Origin of the sequence: Pseudomonas sp. SWRI111, from assembly GCF_014268555.1 — a bacterium.
GTDB lineage: Bacteria > Pseudomonadota > Gammaproteobacteria > Pseudomonadales > Pseudomonadaceae > Aquipseudomonas > Aquipseudomonas hamedanensis.
Genome location: NZ_JABWQQ010000019.1, coordinates 24,311 through 42,315, shown reverse-complemented (window position 1 = coordinate 42,315; position 18,005 = coordinate 24,311). Strand labels below are relative to the sequence as shown.

The following is an 18,005-nucleotide window of genomic DNA, read 5'->3' as shown; positions in this document are numbered from 1 at the left end:
GTTCCTTGGGAACTGTTCAGTCAGCATGAAACCGATTCAGCTGCCCCTAGGTGTGCGTCTGCGTGACGACGCCACCTTCATCAACTACTACCCAGGCGCCAATGCCGCTGCACTCGGCTATGTCGAGCGCCTATGCGAAGCCGACGCCGGCTGGACAGAAAGTCTGATCTACCTGTGGGGCAAGCACGGCGTAGGGCGTACGCATCTGTTGCAGGCGGCGTGCCTGCGTTTCGAACAAATGGGCGAACCGGCGGTGTATCTGCCGCTGGCCGAGTTGATGGATCGCGGCGTCGAAATCCTCGACAACCTTGAACAGTACGAACTGGTCTGCCTGGATGACTTGCAGGTGATCGCCGGCAAGGCGGACTGGGAAGAGGCGATGTTCCATCTGTTCAACCGACTGCGTGACAGCGGTCGGCGTCTGCTGATTGCCGCCGCCACGTCGCCGCGCGAATTGCCGGTCAAGCTCGCGGACTTGAAATCGCGCCTGACCCTGGCGCTGATCTTCCAGATGCGTCCGCTCTCCGATGAAGACAAACTGCGTGCGCTGCAATTGCGGGCTTCGCGGCGTGGTCTGCACCTGACCGACGAGGTCGGGCATTTCATTCTGACCCGCGGCACTCGCAGCATGAGTGCGTTGTTTGAGCTGCTCGAACAGCTCGATCAGGCCTCGTTGCAGGCACAACGCAAACTGACCATTCCCTTTCTCAAGGAAACGCTGGGCTGGTAACGGCGCGGCTTTCAGCGCGATCCGGCATATTCCAGGCGCCAGAAAATCCGCTGTCGCGCATGCTGTGAAGGCTGCCAAACGGCCCAAACGGGCTTAAGCGCTTAGATGTAAACGAGAAACCGGGAAGTCACAAAAAGATCGATTGAATTTGCAAATGAGGCTGATAGCGGGCATAGTCTCGGCTTCTTTACAACTATCAGCCACGGTCGTGCCCATGCTAAAGCGCTTCGCACCCCTCGTGCCTCTCGCACTCGTCACCCTGTTGTTCGGTTGCGCTGCTCATTCTCCGGTTCAAGAGCAGCCTCAACAGGTTAAAAATTCTGCTACTGCCCAGTCCTCCGTTATTTACCAGGAAGAGCTGGACACCGAAAAAGAACTCAACGCATTCAACGGCAGCAAGCCTTATCAGCTTCCTGTTCTGGCCGACAGCATCCTCGAACGCGGCATGTCCCTGATCGGTACTCGTTACCGTTTCGGCGGTACTTCTGAAGCCGGTTTCGATTGCAGCGGTTTCATCGGTTATCTGTTCCGTGAAGAAGCCGGCATGAACCTGCCACGCTCGACTCGCGAAATGATCAACGTCGATGCGCCACTGGTGTCGCGCAGTAACCTTGAGCCGGGCGATCTGCTGTTCTTCGCCACCAATGGTCGTCGCGGTCGTGTCAGTCACGCCGGGATTTACCTGGGCGACAACCAGTTCATTCACTCCAGCAGTCGTCGCAGCGGCGGTGTTCGCATCGACAGCCTGGGTGACAGCTACTGGAGCAAGACCTTCATCGAAGCCAAGCGTGCACTCGCCATGGCACCGACCGTGGTCACTGCTCGCAAGTAATCGGCCGAGGTCGCTGCGTTCGCGGCGACCATCAGGCTCCCGGTAACGAAGTAGACACAAACTTTACAAGGTGAAGTTAAAGTCTTACTTGAAGTTTGCCGCGTAGCCGCTAGAATCTTGATCATATTGATGGCAAACCGCCTGCGTGTTGACGCAGGCGGTTTTGTTTTCTGTCCGTCGGCAGGAAAGCCGCAGCCAGATCAGGATGTTCTGCTTATGACGATGTCGGCCCGCCTCACCTTGATTCTTTGTGCCGCGCTGCTCAGCGCCTGCGCCAGTCGTACGCCGCCTCCTGCGCCGGTGGTTCGCGCCCCGGTCGTGTTCGGCCCCTCCCAAGCCTTTTCGCCTGCTGCCGAAGATGTGCTGTTTCGCGCCCTCGGTCTGGTCGGCACGCCGTATCGCTGGGGCGGCAACACGCCGGATTCCGGTTTCGATTGCAGCGGTCTGATCGGTTTCGTTTACCGTGACGCGGCCGGGATTTCGCTGCCACGCTCGACCCGCGAAATGATTGTCATGCGGGCACCGAATGTCGGCAAGGAAGGCTTGCAGACCGGCGACCTGATTTTCTTCGCCACCAATGGCGGTTCGCAGGTCAGTCATGCGGGGATCTATGTCGGCGAAGGGCGCTTCGTCCATGCACCGGCCACGGGCGGCACGGTGAAGCTCGACAGCCTGTCGAAGGCCTATTGGCAGAAGGCTTATCTGAGTGCCAAGCGGGTGTTGCAACCGGGGCAGTTGGCGCATAACCCGTAAATCAAATCTGACAAAATCCAATGTAGGAGTGAGCCTGCTCGCGATTGCGGTGTACCTGTGACGTAGATGTCGACTGGGACGCCGCAATCGCGAGCAGGCTCACTCCTACAGTTGTTATGCGTCAGGCGTCAGGTTATTTGGCAGAAGACACGCGCCACACCTTGTTCCCCACGTCATCTGCCACCAGCAACCCGCCTTGCTGGTCGATCACCACGCCCACCGGGCGGCCCAGCGCGTTTTCGTCCTTGTCGAGGAAACCGGTCAGCACATCCAATGGTTGCCCCCTCGGCTTGCCGCCGGTAAACGGTACGAAAATCACTTTATAGCCACTGTGCGGCTTGCGGTTCCATGAGCCGTGCTGGCCGATGAAGGCGCCTTCCTTGAACTGCGCCGGCAGCGCGTTGCCCTCGGCGAAGGTCAAGCCGAGCGAGGCGGTGTGCGGGCCAACGGCATAATCCGGCACGATGGCTTTGGCGACCAGATCGAGGTTCTGCGGTTTGACCCGCACATCGACGTGTTGGCCGTAGTAGCTGAACGGCCAGCCGTAGAAACCGCCATCCTTGACCGAGGTGATGTAATCCGGCACCAGATCGCTGCCGATCTCGTCGCGTTCGTTGACCGCCGTCCACAGTGCGCCGCTGGTGGGTTCCCATGCGAGGCCGTTAGGGTTGCGAATGCCTGAGGCGAAGATGCGGTGGTTGCCGGTTGCCCGGTCCACTTCCCAGATGGCGGCGCGGCCTTCTTCCTGATCCAGACCGTTTTCGCCGACGTTACTGTTCGAGCCAACCGTGACGTAGAGCTTGCTACCGTCCTTGCTGGCGATGACGTTCTTGGTCCAGTGGTGATTCAACGTGCCGCCAGGCAGGTCGACGACCTTGATTGGCGGCGTCTTGATCTCGGTGGTGCCAGGCTCGTAGTTGAAGCGCAGCAGGCGATCAGTGTCGGCTACGTACAAATCGTTGCCGACCAGCGTCATACCGAACGGCGAATTAAGATTCTGCAGAAACACCGTGCGGGTTTCTGCGACACCGTCGTGGTCAGCATCGCGCAGCAGGGTGATGCGGTTCGGGCTCGGTACGCCAGCGCCGGCCTTGCCCATGACCTTTTTCATCACCCAGCCGCGAATGCCTTTGCTGTCGTCAGGCTTGGGCGGCGCGTTGGTTTCCGCTACCAGCACATCGCCGTTTGGCAGCACGTAAAGCCAGCGCGGGTGGTCGAGACCCTCGGCAAACGCCGCCACCTGTGTGCCTGCCGCCGCCGTCGGTTTGCCACCCTCGGGCCAGCCGACGGCCGGGGCGATGTTCACCGTCGGGATCAGGGTCTTGTTCGGTTCTGGCAGTTTCGGTGTCGGCCCGGTGCCGTCGGAGACTTGCAGGCTGGAGGTTTCACCGCAGGCGGCGAGTCCACCGGCCAGGGCGATGACGAAAACGAGTTGGGGCTTGCGCATTGCTGATCTTCCCTATGAATGCATTCCTAAACATAGAGGAGGGCGCAGGCCCGATGGTTCAACCGCTCAACCGCGGGCTTCCTTGAACAGGACGGCGATGCCGGGGTGATAGTTGCCGGCTTCGCTGTGCAACTTGCGGTAGGCGTAAGGGAAATACCAGGCGACGGCGCAGGTATGCTCCTTTTGCAGGTCGTCGACCATGTCCTGCAACTCTTCGGGGCTGGCGCTGTGCTGAGCTTTTTGCGGTGCCACGAACAGGCAACCGAGCTTGAGGTCGCTGGCATAGCTGATGCGCCTGGCATCGAAGGTGATATCGAGCAGAGCCTGGGTCAGGTTGAGGTTGCTGACTTTCGGCCAGCGTTGCGTAGCCTGAATGAACGCGCGGTCTTCGGCGCCGGCAATGAGCAGATCGGCACGGGCGTTGCGCTCGCCTTCTTCGTTCTGTTTGCGCGTGGCCGTATCGTTCAGCGTAACCATTTCGGCCATCCACGCCGCTGCCGAGAGCAGTCCGAGATTGGCTTTTTCGTCGTGCCAGTACGGCGTGTCGTTGTCGCCGCGTACGGTGTTGTAGCGATCGATACAGTCAAACCAGCGTTCCAGCACCGGGCGCAGAAATTCCAGGCGCGGGTTGCTGATGATCATGCCTTGCATCGTCGTCATCCTTATTGTTGTAGTGGGCTTTTTCGGAAAAGCATGGCTCTTTGATATCACTTGTCGCAGTCTGGCACAAGATTGCCAGCCGATAATTGATTGGCAGCAGTTATTCATCATCCGGACGCCTCTTTAATTGACGCTCCACCCCCAACCCTCTAACCTTCGCCGCTTGTTTCAGGTGCTCTGTGACGTGCGTCGACAGAGTGAAACAGGGAAGCCGGTGAGGGTGTCTTCAAGCGAAGCGCATCACGATCCCGGCGCTGCCCCCGCAACGGTAAATGAGTGAAAACTGCGCCTTGAGCCACTGCCTCGAAAGAAGCGGGAAGGCGCGCAGTCAGGCGTACGCCGCTCATGAGCCCGGAGACCGGCCTGATCCATCCAGCGGCATCACGGTGGGCGATGCCAGGCTTTTTGCCGTCTATTCCTGTGCCTGCCCGCCGTTATCCAGCCTCAACGGAGAGCTCCCCCATGACTGATTCCCCCGAGCGTGACGAGCGCCATCTGGCGCGTATGCAGCGCAAAAAAGCCGTGATCGACGAACGCATCGCCAATTCGCCCGACGAGTGCGGACTGGTGCTGGTGCTCACCGGCAATGGCAAAGGCAAAAGCAGCTCGGCCTTCGGCATGCTCGCGCGCGCCATGGGGCACGGCATGCAGTGCGGCGTGGTGCAGTTCATCAAGGGCCGCAACAGCACCGGCGAAGAGTTGTTCTTCCGCCGCTTCCCCGAGCAGGTGCGTTTCCACGTCATGGGCGAAGGCTTCACCTGGGAGACTCAGGATCGCCAGCGCGACATCGCCGCCGCCACTGCCGCTTGGGAAGTCTCCCGCGTGTTGCTGCGTGATCCGTCGATCGGTCTGGTGGTGCTCGATGAACTGAACATCGCCCTCAAGCACGGCTACCTCGATCTCGATCAGGTACTCAGCGATTTGCAGGCGCGGCCGCCGATGCAGCACGTTGTCGTCACTGGTCGCGGCGCCAAGCCGGAAATGATCGAAATGGGCGACACGGTCACTGAGATGGGCATGCTCAAACACGCTTTCCAGGCCGGCATCAAAGCGCAGAAAGGCGTCGAACTTTGAATCAGCCCCGTCACTGCCCGGCGGTGCTGATCGCCGCGCCGGCCTCCGGTCAGGGCAAGACCACCGTCACCGCTGCGCTCGCCCGTTTGCATCGCAATCAAGGGCGCAAGGTACGCGTATTCAAATGCGGCCCGGACTTTCTCGACCCGATGATTCTCGAGCGCGCCAGCGGTGCACCGGTGTATCAACTGGACATGTGGATGGTCGGCGAGCAGGAAAGCCGTCGTCTGTTGTGGGAAGCGGCAGCCGAGGCGGATCTGATTCTGATCGAAGGCGTGATGGGGCTGTTCGACGGTACGCCGTCCAGCGCTGATCTGGCGCGGCACTTTGGCGTGCCGGTGCTCGCGGTGATCGACGGTACGGCAATGGCGCAGACGTTCGGTGCACTGGCGCTGGGTCTGGCGCGCTATCAGCCAGACCTGCCGTTTGCCGGCGTGCTGGCCAACCGTGTCGGCACCTTGCGCCATGCGCAATTGCTCGAAGGCAGCCTGACTGAAGGCCTGCGCTGGTACGGCGCGTTGTCCCGCGAGACGGGCATCGAACTGCCGAGCCGGCACCTCGGTCTGGTCCAGGCCAGTGAATTGAATGATCTGGATCTGCGCCTCGACGCGGCGGCCGATGCGCTGGCCAGCAGTTGCGAGGTCGCGCTGCCGCCGGCCGTCGAATTCGCCGCGCCGGATGTGTTGACTGCCGAGCCGTTGCTCGATGGCGTACGTATTGCCGTCGCCCGTGACGAAGCGTTTGCCTTCACCTACGGCGCCAGTCTCGATCTGCTGCGTGCGATGGGCGCCGAGCTGCGCTTCTTCTCGCCGATCCGCGACAGCCAATTACCCGAGGCGGACAGCCTTTATCTGCCGGGCGGTTATCCGGAGTTGCATCATGTTGCGCTGTCGAAAAACACGCCGATGCTTGAAGCGATCCGCGCGCATCATTTGGCGGGTAAACCATTGCTCGCCGAGTGTGGCGGGATGTTGTACCTGCTCGACTCCTTGACCGATGTCGACGGCACCCGCGCGGAACTGGTCGGGTTGCTGAAAGGCGATGCGGTGATGCAGAAGCGTCTGGCGGCGTTGGCGCTGCAAGCGGTCGATCTGCCGGAAGGTTCGTTGCGCGGGCATACCTATCACCATTCGCTGACCACAACAGAGTTGACGCCGATTGCCCGGGGCTTGAGTCCGAATGGCGGGCGTGGGGCGGAGGCGGTATACCGGGAAGGGCGGATGACGGCTTCTTATGTGCATTTTTATTTTCCGTCGAATCCTGCGGCTGTCGCTGCGCTGTTTGCGCCACACCTTGAAACCGCTATCGCGAGCAGGCTCACTCCTACAATGGAACACCCAAACCCTGTGGGAGCGAGCCTGCTCGCGAAAGGGCCATGACCGACCACACCTTCTCCGAAGCCGAACGCGCAGCGGTTTACAAAGCCATCGCCGAACGCCGCGACATGCGCCACTTCACCGGCGGCACCGTTGCGCCCGAGCTACTGAGTCGTCTGCTTGAAGCCGCACATCAGGCGCCGAGCGTCGGCCTGATGCAGCCATGGCGTTTCATCCGCATCAGCGATCGCGCCCTGCGTGGGCAAATCCGCAACCTGGTCGAAGAAGAACGCATCCGCACAGCCGAAGCCCTCGGCGAGCGCAGCGACGAGTTCATGAAGCTCAAGGTCGAAGGCATCAACGACTGCGCCGAAGTGCTCGTCGCGGCGCTGATGGACGATCGCGAAAAACATATTTTCGGCCGGCGCACGCTGCCGGAAATGGACATGGCGTCGCTGTCCTGCGCGATCCAGAATCTCTGGCTGGCTTCTCGTGCCGAAGGCTTGGGCATGGGCTGGGTCTCGCTGTTCGAGCCGCAGGCGCTGGCCGATTTGCTCAAGCTGCCGGCAGGCGCCAAGCCGCTGGCGGTGTTGTGTCTGGGCCCGGTCAAGGAATTCTATCCGGCGCCGATGCTGGTCCTCGAAGGCTGGGCGCAGGCGCGACCGCTCAATGAGTTGCTGTATGAAAATTATTGGGGAGTGAGGCCATGAGTGTGGCGTTGTTGAGTGTCGCCGCGGTGGCGCTGGATGCGCTGCTCGGTGAACCGAAACGCTGGCATCCGCTGGTCGCGTTCGGCAATTTTGCCGGGCGCATCGAGCAGCGTTTCAACGCCGGCGGCCGTGGCTGGCGCAGCCATGGCGTCACCGCATGGGTGATCGCGGTGCTGCCGCTGACCTTGCTCGCCACCGCATTTTCCTGGGCGCCCTATATCGGCTGGATCGTCGAGATTGTGGCGCTGTATTGCGCCCTCGGCATGCGCAGCCTCGGCGAGCATGTCGCGCCGGTCGCAGCAGCCTTGCGTGCCGATGATCTCGGCGAGGCGCGCAAGCGGGTCGGTTATCTGGTCAGCCGTCAGACCGATGAACTCGACAGCAATGCTGTGGCCCGTGCCGCCACCGAATCGGTGCTGGAAAACGGCAGCGATGCGGTGTTTGCCGCGCTGTTCTGGTTTGCCATTGCCGGTGCGCCGGGCGTGGTCCTCTATCGCTTGAGCAATACCCTCGACGCGATGTGGGGTTATCGCAACGAACGCTTCGAACGGTTCGGCTGGGCGGCGGCGAAAATCGACGACGTGCTGAACTACATTCCTGCGCGTCTGGTGGCGTTGACCTACGCGCTGCTGGGCAAGACCCGACTGGCCTTGAAGTGCTGGCGCACCCAGGCACCGCAGTGGGACAGTCCCAACGCCGGGCCGGTGATGGCCTCGGGTGCCGGGGCGCTGGGCGTCGAACTGGGTGGCCCGGCGATCTATCACGGCGAACTGCATGAGCGTCCTCAGCTCGGCGAGGGGCAGGCGGCGGATGCCGATTCGATCGAGCGTGGCTGGCAATTGGTCCAGCGCGGGGTATGGTTATGGTTGCTGATTCTCTGCGTGGGGGCTGAATTCTATGCTTGAGCACGGTGGCCGGCTGCGCAAGGCGGCACTCGATTACGCGATTGCCGAAGCCGACTGGCTCGACCTGTCGAGCGGCCTGGCGCCATGGCCGTTCCCGATCCCGGAGATCCCGCTGCGCGCCTGGGCACGCTTGCCGGAAACCGATGACGGTCTGGAGCAGGCCGCGTGCGATTACTACGGCGCTGCGCAGGTGTTGCCGGTGGCCGGTTCGCAAATGGCCATCCAGTTGCTGCCGCGTCTGCGCCGGGCCGGCAAGGTTGGCGTGTTGTCGCCGTGCTATGCCGAGCATGCCGAGGCCTGGCGCCGCAGCGGTTACATCGTCCGTGAAGTGCTGGAGCAGGAAGTCGAATTCTTTCTCGACAGCCTCGACGTGTTAGTGGTGGTCAACCCGAACAACCCGACCGGCCGGAGCCTGACCCCGGCGCGCCTGCTCGACTGGCATGCACGGCTGGCGCAACGCGGTGGCTGGCTGGTGGTTGATGAAGCGTTTATGGACAACACCCCGCAACTGAGCCTGGCGCCGTATGCGCATCAGGTCGGGCTGGTGGTGTTGCGTTCGTTCGGCAAGTTTTTCGGCCTGGCGGGGGTGCGACTCGGCTTTGTCCTGGCCGAGCGCAAGTTGCTCAAACTGCTCGCCGAGCAAGTAGGACCGTGGGCGGTGAGCGGGCCGACGCGAGTGCTCGGTACGGCTTGTCTGCAAGACACCGAGGGCCACACTCGCCAACGGATACGCAGCGATGAGGCCAGCGAACGGCTGGCGGCATTGCTGGCGCGTTATGGCTTTGAGCCGCAGGGCGGCTGCGCGCTGTTTCAGTGGTTGATCACCGAACACGCCCAGACGCTGTACGAATTCATGGCCCGTCGCGGCATCCTCTTGCGCCTGTTTACGCACAACAGCAGTGTGCGTTTCGGCCTGCCTGCCGATGCGGCTGAAGAGTTACGTCTCGAACAGGCGTTAATCGCCTTCGCCAAGGACCACCCATGACCACTTTGATGGTGCAAGGCACCACTTCCGACGCCGGCAAAAGCACGCTGGTGACCGCGTTGTGCCGCTGGGCGACCCGCCAGGGCGTGGCGGTGGTGCCGTTCAAGCCGCAGAACATGGCGCTCAACAGCGCCGTGACCGCTGACGGCGGCGAGATCGGCCGCGCGCAAGCGGTGCAGGCACAAGCGGCGAATCTGCAACCGCACACCGACATGAACCCGGTGTTGCTCAAGCCCAACAGCGACACGGGCGCCCAAGTGATTATTCATGGCCGCGCTGTGACCACGATGAACGCTGTCGCCTATCACGACTACAAGGCCATCGCGATGCAAGCGGTGCTCGCCTCCCACGAGCGACTGAGTGCGGCGTATCCGCTGGTGATGGTCGAAGGCGCAGGCTCGCCCGCCGAGATCAACTTGCGCGCCGGCGATATCGCCAACATGGGGTTTGCCGAAGCGGTAGATTGCCCGGTGCTGTTGATTGCCGACATCAATCGCGGTGGCGTCTTCGCGCATCTGGTCGGCACCCTGGAGTTGCTGTCGCCGAGCGAGCAGGCGCGGGTCAAGGGTTTCATCATCAACCGTTTTCGCGGCGACATCGCCTTGCTGCAACCGGGCCTCGACTGGCTCGAACAGCGCACCGGCAAACCGGTGGTCGGCGTGTTGCCGTACGTGATGGACCTGCATCTTGAGGCCGAGGACGGTATCGATCAGCGGCAGACCGACAAGGCCGAACAGGTGTTGAAAGTGGTGGTACCGGTGCTGCCGCGCATCAGCAACCACACCGACTTCGACCCGCTGCGCTTGCACCCCCAAGTGGATCTGCAATTCGTCGGCCCGGGGCAGGCGATTCCTGGCGCCGACCTGATCATCCTCCCAGGCTCGAAAAGCGTGCGCGGCGATCTCGCCTATCTGCGCGCCAATGGCTGGGACACGGCGATCAGCCGGCATCTGCGCTACGGCGGCAAGGTGCTGGGGATTTGCGGCGGTCTGCAAATGCTCGGCGAGCAGGTGCATGATCCGCTCGGGCTCGAAGGCGCTGCCGGCTCCAGTACCGGGCTGGGGTTACTGGCGTTCGAGACGCAGCTCGAAGCCGATAAGCAGCTGCGCAACGTCCGTGGACGGCTGGCGCTGGAAAACGCCGAAGTCAGCGGTTATGAAATTCATGCTGGCGTAACCACCGGGCCGGCGCTGGAAAACGCGGCGGTGCATCTGGACGATGGCCGTTGTGACGGTGCGCAAAGTGCGGACGGTCAAGTGTTCGGCACCTATTTGCATGGCTTGTTCGAATCGCCCCAGGCCAGTGCCGCGTTGTTGCGCTGGGCCGGGTTGAGTGACGTGCAAGAGGTCGATTACCACGGCTTGCGCGAGCGTGATATCGAGCGCTTGGCGGATCTGGTGGAGAAGCATCTGGATACCGGGCTGTTGCGTCAGCTTTGTGGGATTTGAGTGGGCTTCAAGGGCCTCATCGCGAGCAGGCTCACTCCTACATTTGAAATGCGTTCCCCTGTAGGAGTGAGCCTGCTCGCGATAGCGCCCTTAGCTTCAATGCATATTTTTCGGGATGAACTGATGCTCCAACTGATCCTCGGCGGCGCCCGCTCCGGCAAAAGTCGCCTGGCGGAAAAACTCGCCAGTGACAGCCATCTCGCCGTCACCTACATCGCCACCAGCCAACCGCTGGACGGCGAGATGAACCAACGCGTCGCCCATCACCGCGCGCGCCGCCCGGCCGAATGGGTATTGATCGAAGAACCGCTGGAACTGGCCCGCGTGCTGCGCGAAAGCGCCAGTGCCGAGCGTTGCCTGCTGGTCGATTGCCTGACGCTGTGGCTGACCAACCTGCTGATGCTCGACGACGCCGAACGTCTCAGCGCCGAACGTGAAGCCCTGCTCGAGTGCCTGGCCGCGCTGCCGGGGGAAATCATTTTTGTCAGCAACGAGACCGGAATGGGTGTCGTGCCGCTGGGCGAATTGACTCGCCGTTATGTCGATGAAGCCGGTTGGCTGCATCAAGCTCTGGCCGAGCGCTGTCAGCGTGTTGTCCTGACCGTCGCCGGCCTGCCCCTGACTTTGAAAGGACCTGCGTTATGACCCAACCCTGGTGGCTGAATCTGTGCAAACCGGTCGATCTCGACGCCGTCGCAAGCGCGGCAGCGCGACAGCAGCAACTGACCAAACCGGCCGGCTCGCTCGGGCGCCTGGAGTCGGTGGCGGTGCAACTGGCCGGTCTGCAAGGTCAGGTCAAACCGACGCTTGCGCAGGTGTGGATTGCGATTTTTGCCGGCGATCACGGTGTGGTGGCGGAAGGCGTTTCGGCTTATCCGCAGGAAGTCACCGGGCAAATGCTGCTCAATTTTGTCAGCGGCGGCGCGGCGATCAGCGTGCTGGCGCGTCAGCTCGGTGCGCAGCTGGAAGTGGTCGATCTGGGCACGGTGAATCCGGCGCTGAATCTGCCGGGCGTGCGCCATTTGAACCTCGGCGCAGGCACGGCGAATTTCGCTCAAGGCGCAGCGATGACTCAGGCGCAGGGCGAACTGGCGTTGCAGGCTGGTCGCGACAGCGTGTTGCGCGCGAAAGCCGCCGGCACGCAATTGTTTATCGGCGGCGAGATGGGCATCGGCAACACCACGGCGGCCAGTGCGCTGGCGTGTGCCTTGCTTGATTTCCCGGTGGCGCACCTGACCGGTCCTGGCACCGGGCTGAATGCCGAAGGCGTCAGCCATAAAGCGCAAGTGATCGAGCGCGCGCTGGCGCTGCATGCCGCACAGCGTGGCGATGCCTTGCAGACGCTGTGCAATCTCGGCGGTTTCGAGATTGCCGCGTTGGTCGGCGCTTATCTGACCTGCGCGCAGGAAGGGATCGCGGTGCTGGTCGACGGTTTTATCTGCACCGTCGCTGCGCTGGTCGCGGTCCGTTTGAATCCGGCCTCGCGTGATTGGCTGTTGTTCGGCCATCGCGGTGCCGAGCCGGGCCATCGCCATGTGCTGGAAACCTTGAGCGCCGAGCCGTTGCTGGAGCTTGGCCTGCGCTTGGGCGAGGGCAGTGGCGCGGCGTTGGCGGTGCCATTGTTGCGCCTGGCGTGTGACCTGCACGGGCAGATGGCGACGTTCGCCGAAGCCGCGGTGGCGGATCGTCCGGCATGACGCTGCGGGTGGATCTGCTGCGTCATGGCGAGACGGAGTTGGGCGGCGGCTTGCGCGGCAGCCTTGACGATGCGCTCACCGAAAACGGTTGGACGCAGATGCGCACAGCGGTGGTCGCGGGTGGGCCGTGGGATCGCATTGTCAGCTCGCCGTTGCAGCGCTGCGCGCGGTTTGCCGCCGAACTCGGTGAGCGACTGAACCTGTCAGTGCACCTCGACAAGGATTTGCAGGAACTGCATTTCGGCGCCTGGGAAGGGCAGAGCGCAGCAGCGTTGATGGAAACGGATGCCGAGGCACTGGGGCTGTTCTGGGCTGATCCGTATGCGTTCACGCCACCGCAAGGCGAGCCGGTCAGCGAGTTTTCCTTGCGGGTGTTGGCGGCGGTTGCGCGGTTGCACGCGGCGTACGCAGGAGAGCGGATTTTGTTGGTCAGCCACGGCGGTGTGATGCGCCTGTTATTGGCGCAGGCGCGCGGATTGCCGCGCGAACAATTGCTCAATGTCGAAGTCGGCCACGGCGCGCTGTTTGCGCTGACGGTCGCGGCGGACGGCGCGCTCAAGGAAGGTCACTGACATGTTGCCGCTGTGGATCGCCCTGCAATTTCTCAGCAGTCTGCCAATCCGCCTGCCGGGCATGCCTGAGCCGGAGCAACTTGGGCGGTCGCTGCTGTTCTATCCGCTGGTGGGATTGCTGTTCGGGCTGATCCTCTGGGCGCTGAATCTGCTGTTGGCCGGCGCGCCGTTGCTGCTGCACGCGGCGCTGTTGCTGACGGTGTGGGTGTTGCTCAGCGGTGCGCTGCACTTGGATGGCCTGGCTGACAGCGCCGATGCCTGGCTTGGTGGTTTCGGTGATCGCGAACGCACGCTGACGATCATGAAAGATCCACGCAGCGGGCCGATTGCAGTAGTCACGCTGGTGTTGGTGCTGCTGCTGAAATTCGCTGCGCTGCTGGCGCTGATTGAGCAAGGGCAAGGGATGGCGCTGATCATCGTGCCGGTGCTGGGCCGGGCGGCGCTGCTGGGGTTGTTTCTGACCACGCCGTATGTGCGTGCGGGTGGCTTGGGCCAGGCGCTGGCCGATCATCTGCCGCGCAGGGCCGGGTGGTGGGTGCTGGGGTTGAGTGCGCTGGGTTGCCTGTTGATCGCGGGGATCGGTGCGGTCGTGGCGCTGCTGATTTCACTTGGGGTGTTTGTCTGGCTGCGGCGGGTGATGCTGCGACGGTTGGGCGGGACTACCGGGGATACGGCGGGGGCGTTGCTGGAGTTGCTGGAAATGATGGTGTTGGTTGGGCTGGCGTTAGGCTGACAGTTTTGTAGTGATAATGCCGGCCTTATCGCGAGGAGGCTCACTCCTACAATTGAAATGCGTACCCCTTGTAGGAGTGAGCCTGCTCGCGATGGCGATTTTTCAGGCAGCAAAAATATCAGGAATTTCATCTGTAACTTGATTTAACACAGTCGCGGGTATATACACGCACCATGCTTCCTTCTCAGTGTTTGTGCACCAACCTGCGTCGCGCCGCGCGTGGCGTCAGCAGGCATTACGACGGCGCCCTCGACGGCTTCGGGATCAACGTTGCCCAGTATTCTCTGCTGTGCAATCTGCAGCGTCTGGATCAGCCGAGCATTTCCGAACTGGCCGAAGCCATGGGACTGGACCGCAGCACCCTTGGGCGCAATCTGCGCGTGCTGGAAGGCGAAGGGCTGGTGGCGTTGGCTGAAGGCGACGACCTGCGTAACCGCATCGTCAAACTCACCGAAACCGGCGTGCAACGCCTGGCAGCGGCACTGCCCGCCTGGGAAGCGGCGCAACAGCGGTTGATTGACCGTCTCGGTGCCGAGAAGCGCGAAACCTTGCTCAGACTGCTGGATGAACTGGCCTGAGGCCGGTTTTTTTCCAAACTCAAGCGGGTATATACCCGCAAGCGGAGAACAATAATGACAACGATGTGGCGTACGTGCGGTTGGGTGTTGCTGGGGAGTGCGCTGATCCTGGCGTTGTCATTGGGCATACGGCACGGCTTCGGCCTGTTCCTGTCGCCAATGAGTGCGCAGTTCGGCTGGGGGCGTGAGGTATTCGCCTTCGCCATCGCCTTGCAGAACCTGATCTGGGGCCTGGCACAACCGTTTACCGGCGCGCTGGCCGACCGCTTCGGCGCGGCAAAAGTGGTGCTGATCGGCGGCGTACTGTATGCCGCGGGCCTGGTCTGCATGGGCCTGGCTGATTCGCCGCTGAGCCTGTCGCTGAGCGCCGGCCTGCTGATCGGTATCGGTCTCTCCGGAACCTCGTTTTCGGTGATCCTCGGCGTCGTCGGTCGCGCTGTACCGCCAGAGAAACGCAGCATGGGCATGGGCATCGCCAGCGCCGCCGGCTCCTTTGGCCAGTTCGCCATGCTGCCGGGCACGCTCGGCCTGATCGGCTGGCTCGGCTGGTCGGCGGCGCTGTTGGTGTTGGGGCTGCTGGTGGCGATGATCGTGCCGCTGGTGAGCATGCTCAAAGACAAACCGTTGCCGCTGATGGGGCATGAACAGACGCTCTCCGAGGCGCTGCGTGAAGCCTGTGGGCATTCCGGTTTCTGGCTGCTGGCGTTCGGTTTTTTCGTCTGTGGTTTTCAGGTGGTGTTCATCGGCGTGCATCTGCCGGCCTATCTGGTCGATCAGCATCTGCCGGCGACCGTCGGCACCACGGTGCTGGCGTTGATCGGGCTGTTCAATATCTTCGGCACCTATACAGCCGGCTGGCTCGGCGGACGCATGTCCAAGCCGCGCCTGTTGACGGCGTTGTACCTGCTGCGTGCGGTGGTGATCGTGCTGTTCCTGTGGTTGCCGGTGACGACCATGTCGGCTTATCTGTTCGGCATGGCGATGGGGTTCCTGTGGTTGTCGACGGTGCCGTTGACCAACGGTACGGTGGCGACCTTGTTTGGCGTGCGCAATCTGTCCATGCTCGGTGGCATCGTGTTCCTGTTCCATCAGCTCGGCTCGTTCCTCGGCGGCTGGCTGGGCGGGGTGGTGTATGACCGTACCGGGAGTTATGACTTGATCTGGCAAGTGGCGGTTCTGTTAAGTCTGCTGGCGGCGGCGCTGAACTGGCCGGTGCGCGAGCGTCCGGTCGAGCGCCTGCAACCGCGCGCGAGCGCCGCATGAGCCGAATCGGGTCGCGACTGGTCCTCATCACACTCGGCGCCGCGCTGCTGGCGCTGGCGTGGTGGGGTTGGCAGCGCGGCGGGCTGGCGCTGATGCAGCTGGGCATGAGCATTTGCTAGAAGCACGCGTGGCGAGTAACGTCGGCAGTCTGATGACTGCTCAAAGGATGCTCGACATGCTGATGCGCTGGTGTGCTGTTCCCGCGTTGCTGATGACGTTGACTGGCCTGGCCGGGGCTGCGGATTGTCCGGACCTGCTGCAAGGTTCGCTGCCCAAGCTGCGGGCCAAGGAATCCATCGATCTGTGCCAGCGTTACGCCGACAAACCGCTGGTGGTCATCAATACGGCGAGCTTCTGCGGGTTCGCTCCGCAATTCGAAGGGCTTGAGGCGCTCAATCAGCGCTACAAGGCGCAAGGGCTGGAAATGCTCGGTGTGCCGTCCGATGATTTCAAGCAGGAGTCCAAGGACAGTGCCGAAACCGCCAAGGTCTGTTATGCCAACTATGGCGTGACGTTCAACATGACCGAGCCACAGAAGGTCCGCGGTGATGGCGCCACGCATCTGTTCAAGGTGCTGGCCGAGCAGAGCAGTGCGCCGAAGTGGAACTTCTACAAGTACGTGGTCGATCGTCAGGGTAACGTCATCGCCAACTTTTCCAGCCTGACCAAGCCGGATGATCCGGAGTTTATTGCGGCGATCGAAAAGGCCATCGCTTCAAAGCCGCTGAAGCCTTGATTCCCTATGTACCCTGTGGGAGCGAGCCAGCTCGCGAATGCGGTCTCTCATTCAAAGTAAGAGTCGGCTGATCCATCGCTTTCGCGAGCAGGCTCGCTCCCACAATGGCTTGGCGTAGTGCCGGAAACCAAAAAGCCCCGCCTCTGCAAAAGAGAGCGGGGCTTTTTATGGGCGAGGGGTTAGCCTCGCCGTACAGCATCAGAAGCGGTAGGTCGCGCCGACACCGAAACCGTTTGCCGAGTTTTCATACTTGGACTCGTAGCTTTGGCCACGATTGTTTTCGTTGCGGATATTGACCGATTCTTCCTTCAAGTACGAATAAGCGACGTCGATAGTCAGGTCTTCGGTAGGACTCCAGCCAGCACCGATACTGAAGATGGTGCGGTCGCCGGTAGGAATGCGTGGCGAACGATCTTCGTTATTGGTCGGCGACTGGTCGAACGTCAGGCCGGTACGCAGTACCCATTCCTTGTTCAACTGATACGACGTACCTACGGCGTAAGCCCAGGTGTCATGCCAGTTCTGATCTTCGTTGATCGAGCCAAACTGACCGGCCAGCAGTGGCTGCACGCCGGAGTTCTTGACGGTGATCTTGTCCAGCTGGCTCCAGCGCGTCCAGGTGGTACCGGCGTAGACGTTCCAGCGATCGTTGATCGCCTGGGTAACCGACAGGTCCACGGATTCAGGCGTGGTGATCTTCAACGAAGCGTCGTATTTCTGGTTGGCGCCCAGGCCCGCCAGCGCCAGTGCGCCGTACTTGACCTTGGTGTCGCCTTCGAGCTTGTAATCGACTTTGGAGTGATAGGTCAGGCCCACGCGGGTGGTGTCGGTGGCTTGTACCAGTACGCCGATGTTGTAGCCCAGCGCGGTGTCGTCACCCTTGATCTTGACCTTGCCGTCCGGCAGCGCCTGGGTGATCGACAGGTTCGATTCCAGAGAGCCGTCGATGCGGTTGATGGTCGGACCGAAACCGATCGACACCTTGTCATTGAAGGCGTAGCTGACGGTTGGCTGGAAAGTGATGACCTGGACTTCGGACTTGCTGCCGAAGTAACGGCCGGCAAAGCCGTTTTCGTAATCGGTGATCAGGCCGAATGGCACGTAGACGCCCAGGCCGAATGCCCAGTGATCGTCGATTGGCTTGACGTAGAAGCCCATCGGTACGGCGGTGAGGGGCACCATGTCGCCTTTGTTGCTGCCGCCGTTCGGGCTGGAGCTGCCGTTACTGATATCGGTATGAGCATCGACAAAAGCGACGCCGCCGGTGACTTGTTCGCGCTTGAGGCGCGACATGCCGGCAGGGTTGCCATAAACAGTGCTTGCGTCGTCGGCAGCAGAAGATCGCCCGGCAAAACCAGTCCCCATCCCGCTAATGCTTTGTTCGTTGAGGGCAAAACCCGCCGCGAAAATCTGGGTGGATGCCATGGCAACGGCGAGGCTAAGGGTGGTTTTGAGCATTACTTTTTTCATTATTAGAACTCCTGGTGATCACCGGGGCGAAAATTACCAACATTTTCGTCCCAGCGCTATAGCCTGTATGCCTTGAGTTAGAGCGGTTTTGTAGGA

The 18,005-nt window shown here is 61.8% G+C and carries 20 protein-coding genes and 1 riboswitch; of the genes, 17 read left to right on the top strand and 3 right to left on the bottom strand.

Annotated elements, in window-relative coordinates; translation table 11 throughout:
• Nucleotides 1–25 precede the first annotated feature (25 nt).
• The 3 genes from hda (at nucleotide 26) to HU755_RS20560 (ending at nucleotide 2,315) form a co-directional block, all read left to right on the top strand.
• Entirely contained in the window at nucleotides 26–730 is a 705-nt protein-coding gene (gene hda / locus HU755_RS20570) for a DnaA regulatory inactivator Hda (protein WP_186551028.1), read from the top strand.
• Between the two features lie 214 nt (nucleotides 731–944).
• Nucleotides 945–1,562: a C40 family peptidase gene (locus HU755_RS20565; RefSeq protein ID WP_186551027.1), complete on the top strand. Its 618-nt coding sequence runs from the start codon at nucleotides 945–947 to the stop codon at nucleotides 1,560–1,562.
• A 216-nt stretch (nucleotides 1,563–1,778) separates the two neighbouring features.
• Nucleotides 1,779–2,315, top strand: a complete 537-nt coding sequence (locus HU755_RS20560; RefSeq protein WP_186551026.1) for a C40 family peptidase — start codon at nucleotides 1,779–1,781, stop codon at nucleotides 2,313–2,315.
• 133 nt (nucleotides 2,316–2,448) lie between these two features.
• On the opposite strand, the gene HU755_RS20555 is transcribed toward HU755_RS20560, so the two are convergent.
• On the bottom strand, nucleotides 2,449–3,762 hold the full coding sequence (locus HU755_RS20555; protein ID WP_186635958.1) for a sorbosone dehydrogenase family protein: 1,314 nt from the start codon (nucleotides 3,760–3,762) through the stop codon (nucleotides 2,449–2,451).
• 66 nt (nucleotides 3,763–3,828) lie between these two features.
• Nucleotides 3,829–4,413 (bottom strand): hypothetical protein, encoded by a 585-nt coding sequence (locus tag HU755_RS20550; RefSeq protein WP_186551024.1) that lies wholly within the window; start codon nucleotides 4,411–4,413, stop codon nucleotides 3,829–3,831.
• A 162-nt stretch (nucleotides 4,414–4,575) separates the two neighbouring features.
• A riboswitch (cobalamin riboswitch) is annotated at nucleotides 4,576–4,804 on the top strand.
• A gap of 80 nt (nucleotides 4,805–4,884) precedes the next feature.
• On the opposite strand from HU755_RS20550, the gene cobO reads away from it, so the two are divergent.
• The 14 genes from cobO (at nucleotide 4,885) to HU755_RS20485 (ending at nucleotide 16,439) form a co-directional block, all read left to right on the top strand.
• Nucleotides 4,885–5,496 carry a cob(I)yrinic acid a,c-diamide adenosyltransferase gene (gene cobO, locus HU755_RS20545; RefSeq protein ID WP_186635954.1) on the top strand — a complete coding sequence of 204 codons (612 nt, stop codon included), beginning with the start codon at nucleotides 4,885–4,887 and terminating at the stop codon, nucleotides 5,494–5,496.
• Complete coding sequence (locus HU755_RS20540) at nucleotides 5,493–6,875, top strand: cobyrinate a,c-diamide synthase (RefSeq protein WP_186635951.1); 1,383 nt, start codon at nucleotides 5,493–5,495, stop codon at nucleotides 6,873–6,875. The genes cobO and HU755_RS20540 overlap by 4 nt, the downstream gene beginning before the upstream one ends.
• Nucleotides 6,872–7,522, top strand: a complete 651-nt coding sequence (gene bluB, locus HU755_RS20535; protein ID WP_186635948.1) for a 5,6-dimethylbenzimidazole synthase — start codon at nucleotides 6,872–6,874, stop codon at nucleotides 7,520–7,522. Before HU755_RS20540 ends, bluB begins: the two co-directional genes overlap by 4 nt.
• Complete coding sequence (gene cbiB / locus HU755_RS20530) at nucleotides 7,519–8,427, top strand: adenosylcobinamide-phosphate synthase CbiB (RefSeq protein ID WP_186635946.1); 909 nt, start codon at nucleotides 7,519–7,521, stop codon at nucleotides 8,425–8,427. Before bluB ends, cbiB begins: the two co-directional genes overlap by 4 nt.
• Nucleotides 8,420–9,412 carry a threonine-phosphate decarboxylase CobD gene (cobD, locus tag HU755_RS20525; RefSeq protein ID WP_186635943.1) on the top strand — a complete coding sequence of 331 codons (993 nt, stop codon included), beginning with the start codon at nucleotides 8,420–8,422 and terminating at the stop codon, nucleotides 9,410–9,412. The genes cbiB and cobD overlap by 8 nt, the downstream gene beginning before the upstream one ends.
• The gene (locus HU755_RS20520; protein WP_186635940.1) at nucleotides 9,409–10,860 is read left to right on the top strand and encodes a cobyric acid synthase; all 1,452 of its coding nucleotides are present in this window, start codon (nucleotides 9,409–9,411) and stop codon (nucleotides 10,858–10,860) included. The genes cobD and HU755_RS20520 overlap by 4 nt, the downstream gene beginning before the upstream one ends.
• 123 nt (nucleotides 10,861–10,983) lie before the next feature.
• Nucleotides 10,984–11,505, top strand: coding sequence for a bifunctional adenosylcobinamide kinase/adenosylcobinamide-phosphate guanylyltransferase (gene cobU, locus HU755_RS20515; RefSeq protein WP_186635937.1), 522 nt, complete (start codon nucleotides 10,984–10,986; stop codon nucleotides 11,503–11,505).
• On the top strand, nucleotides 11,502–12,557 hold the full coding sequence (gene cobT / locus HU755_RS20510) for a nicotinate-nucleotide--dimethylbenzimidazole phosphoribosyltransferase (protein ID WP_186635933.1): 1,056 nt from the start codon (nucleotides 11,502–11,504) through the stop codon (nucleotides 12,555–12,557). Before cobU ends, cobT begins: the two co-directional genes overlap by 4 nt.
• Nucleotides 12,554–13,129, top strand: a complete 576-nt coding sequence (cobC, locus tag HU755_RS20505; RefSeq protein ID WP_186635930.1) for an alpha-ribazole phosphatase family protein — start codon at nucleotides 12,554–12,556, stop codon at nucleotides 13,127–13,129. Before cobT ends, cobC begins: the two co-directional genes overlap by 4 nt.
• A gap of 1 nt (nucleotide 13,130) precedes the next feature.
• Nucleotides 13,131–13,862, top strand: coding sequence for an adenosylcobinamide-GDP ribazoletransferase (locus HU755_RS20500; RefSeq protein ID WP_186635926.1), 732 nt, complete (start codon nucleotides 13,131–13,133; stop codon nucleotides 13,860–13,862).
• Nucleotides 13,863–14,035: 173 nt separating this feature from the next.
• A complete protein-coding gene (locus HU755_RS20495) occupies nucleotides 14,036–14,440 on the top strand; it encodes a MarR family winged helix-turn-helix transcriptional regulator (RefSeq protein WP_186623748.1) in 405 nt (134 codons plus the stop codon).
• A 54-nt stretch (nucleotides 14,441–14,494) separates the two neighbouring features.
• A complete protein-coding gene (locus HU755_RS20490) occupies nucleotides 14,495–15,703 on the top strand; it encodes an MFS transporter (RefSeq protein WP_186635923.1) in 1,209 nt (402 codons plus the stop codon).
• Nucleotides 15,700–15,822 carry a hypothetical protein gene (locus HU755_RS27715; RefSeq protein WP_272978114.1) on the top strand — a complete coding sequence of 41 codons (123 nt, stop codon included), beginning with the start codon at nucleotides 15,700–15,702 and terminating at the stop codon, nucleotides 15,820–15,822. The genes HU755_RS20490 and HU755_RS27715 overlap by 4 nt, the downstream gene beginning before the upstream one ends.
• A gap of 56 nt (nucleotides 15,823–15,878) precedes the next feature.
• Complete coding sequence (locus tag HU755_RS20485) at nucleotides 15,879–16,439, top strand: glutathione peroxidase (RefSeq protein WP_186635920.1); 561 nt, start codon at nucleotides 15,879–15,881, stop codon at nucleotides 16,437–16,439.
• 198 nt (nucleotides 16,440–16,637) lie between these two features.
• Here the strand turns inward: HU755_RS20485 and HU755_RS20480 are convergent, their stop codons facing one another.
• Nucleotides 16,638–17,909, bottom strand: coding sequence for an OmpP1/FadL family transporter (locus HU755_RS20480; protein ID WP_186623750.1), 1,272 nt, complete (start codon nucleotides 17,907–17,909; stop codon nucleotides 16,638–16,640).
• Nucleotides 17,910–18,005 lie beyond the last annotated feature (96 nt).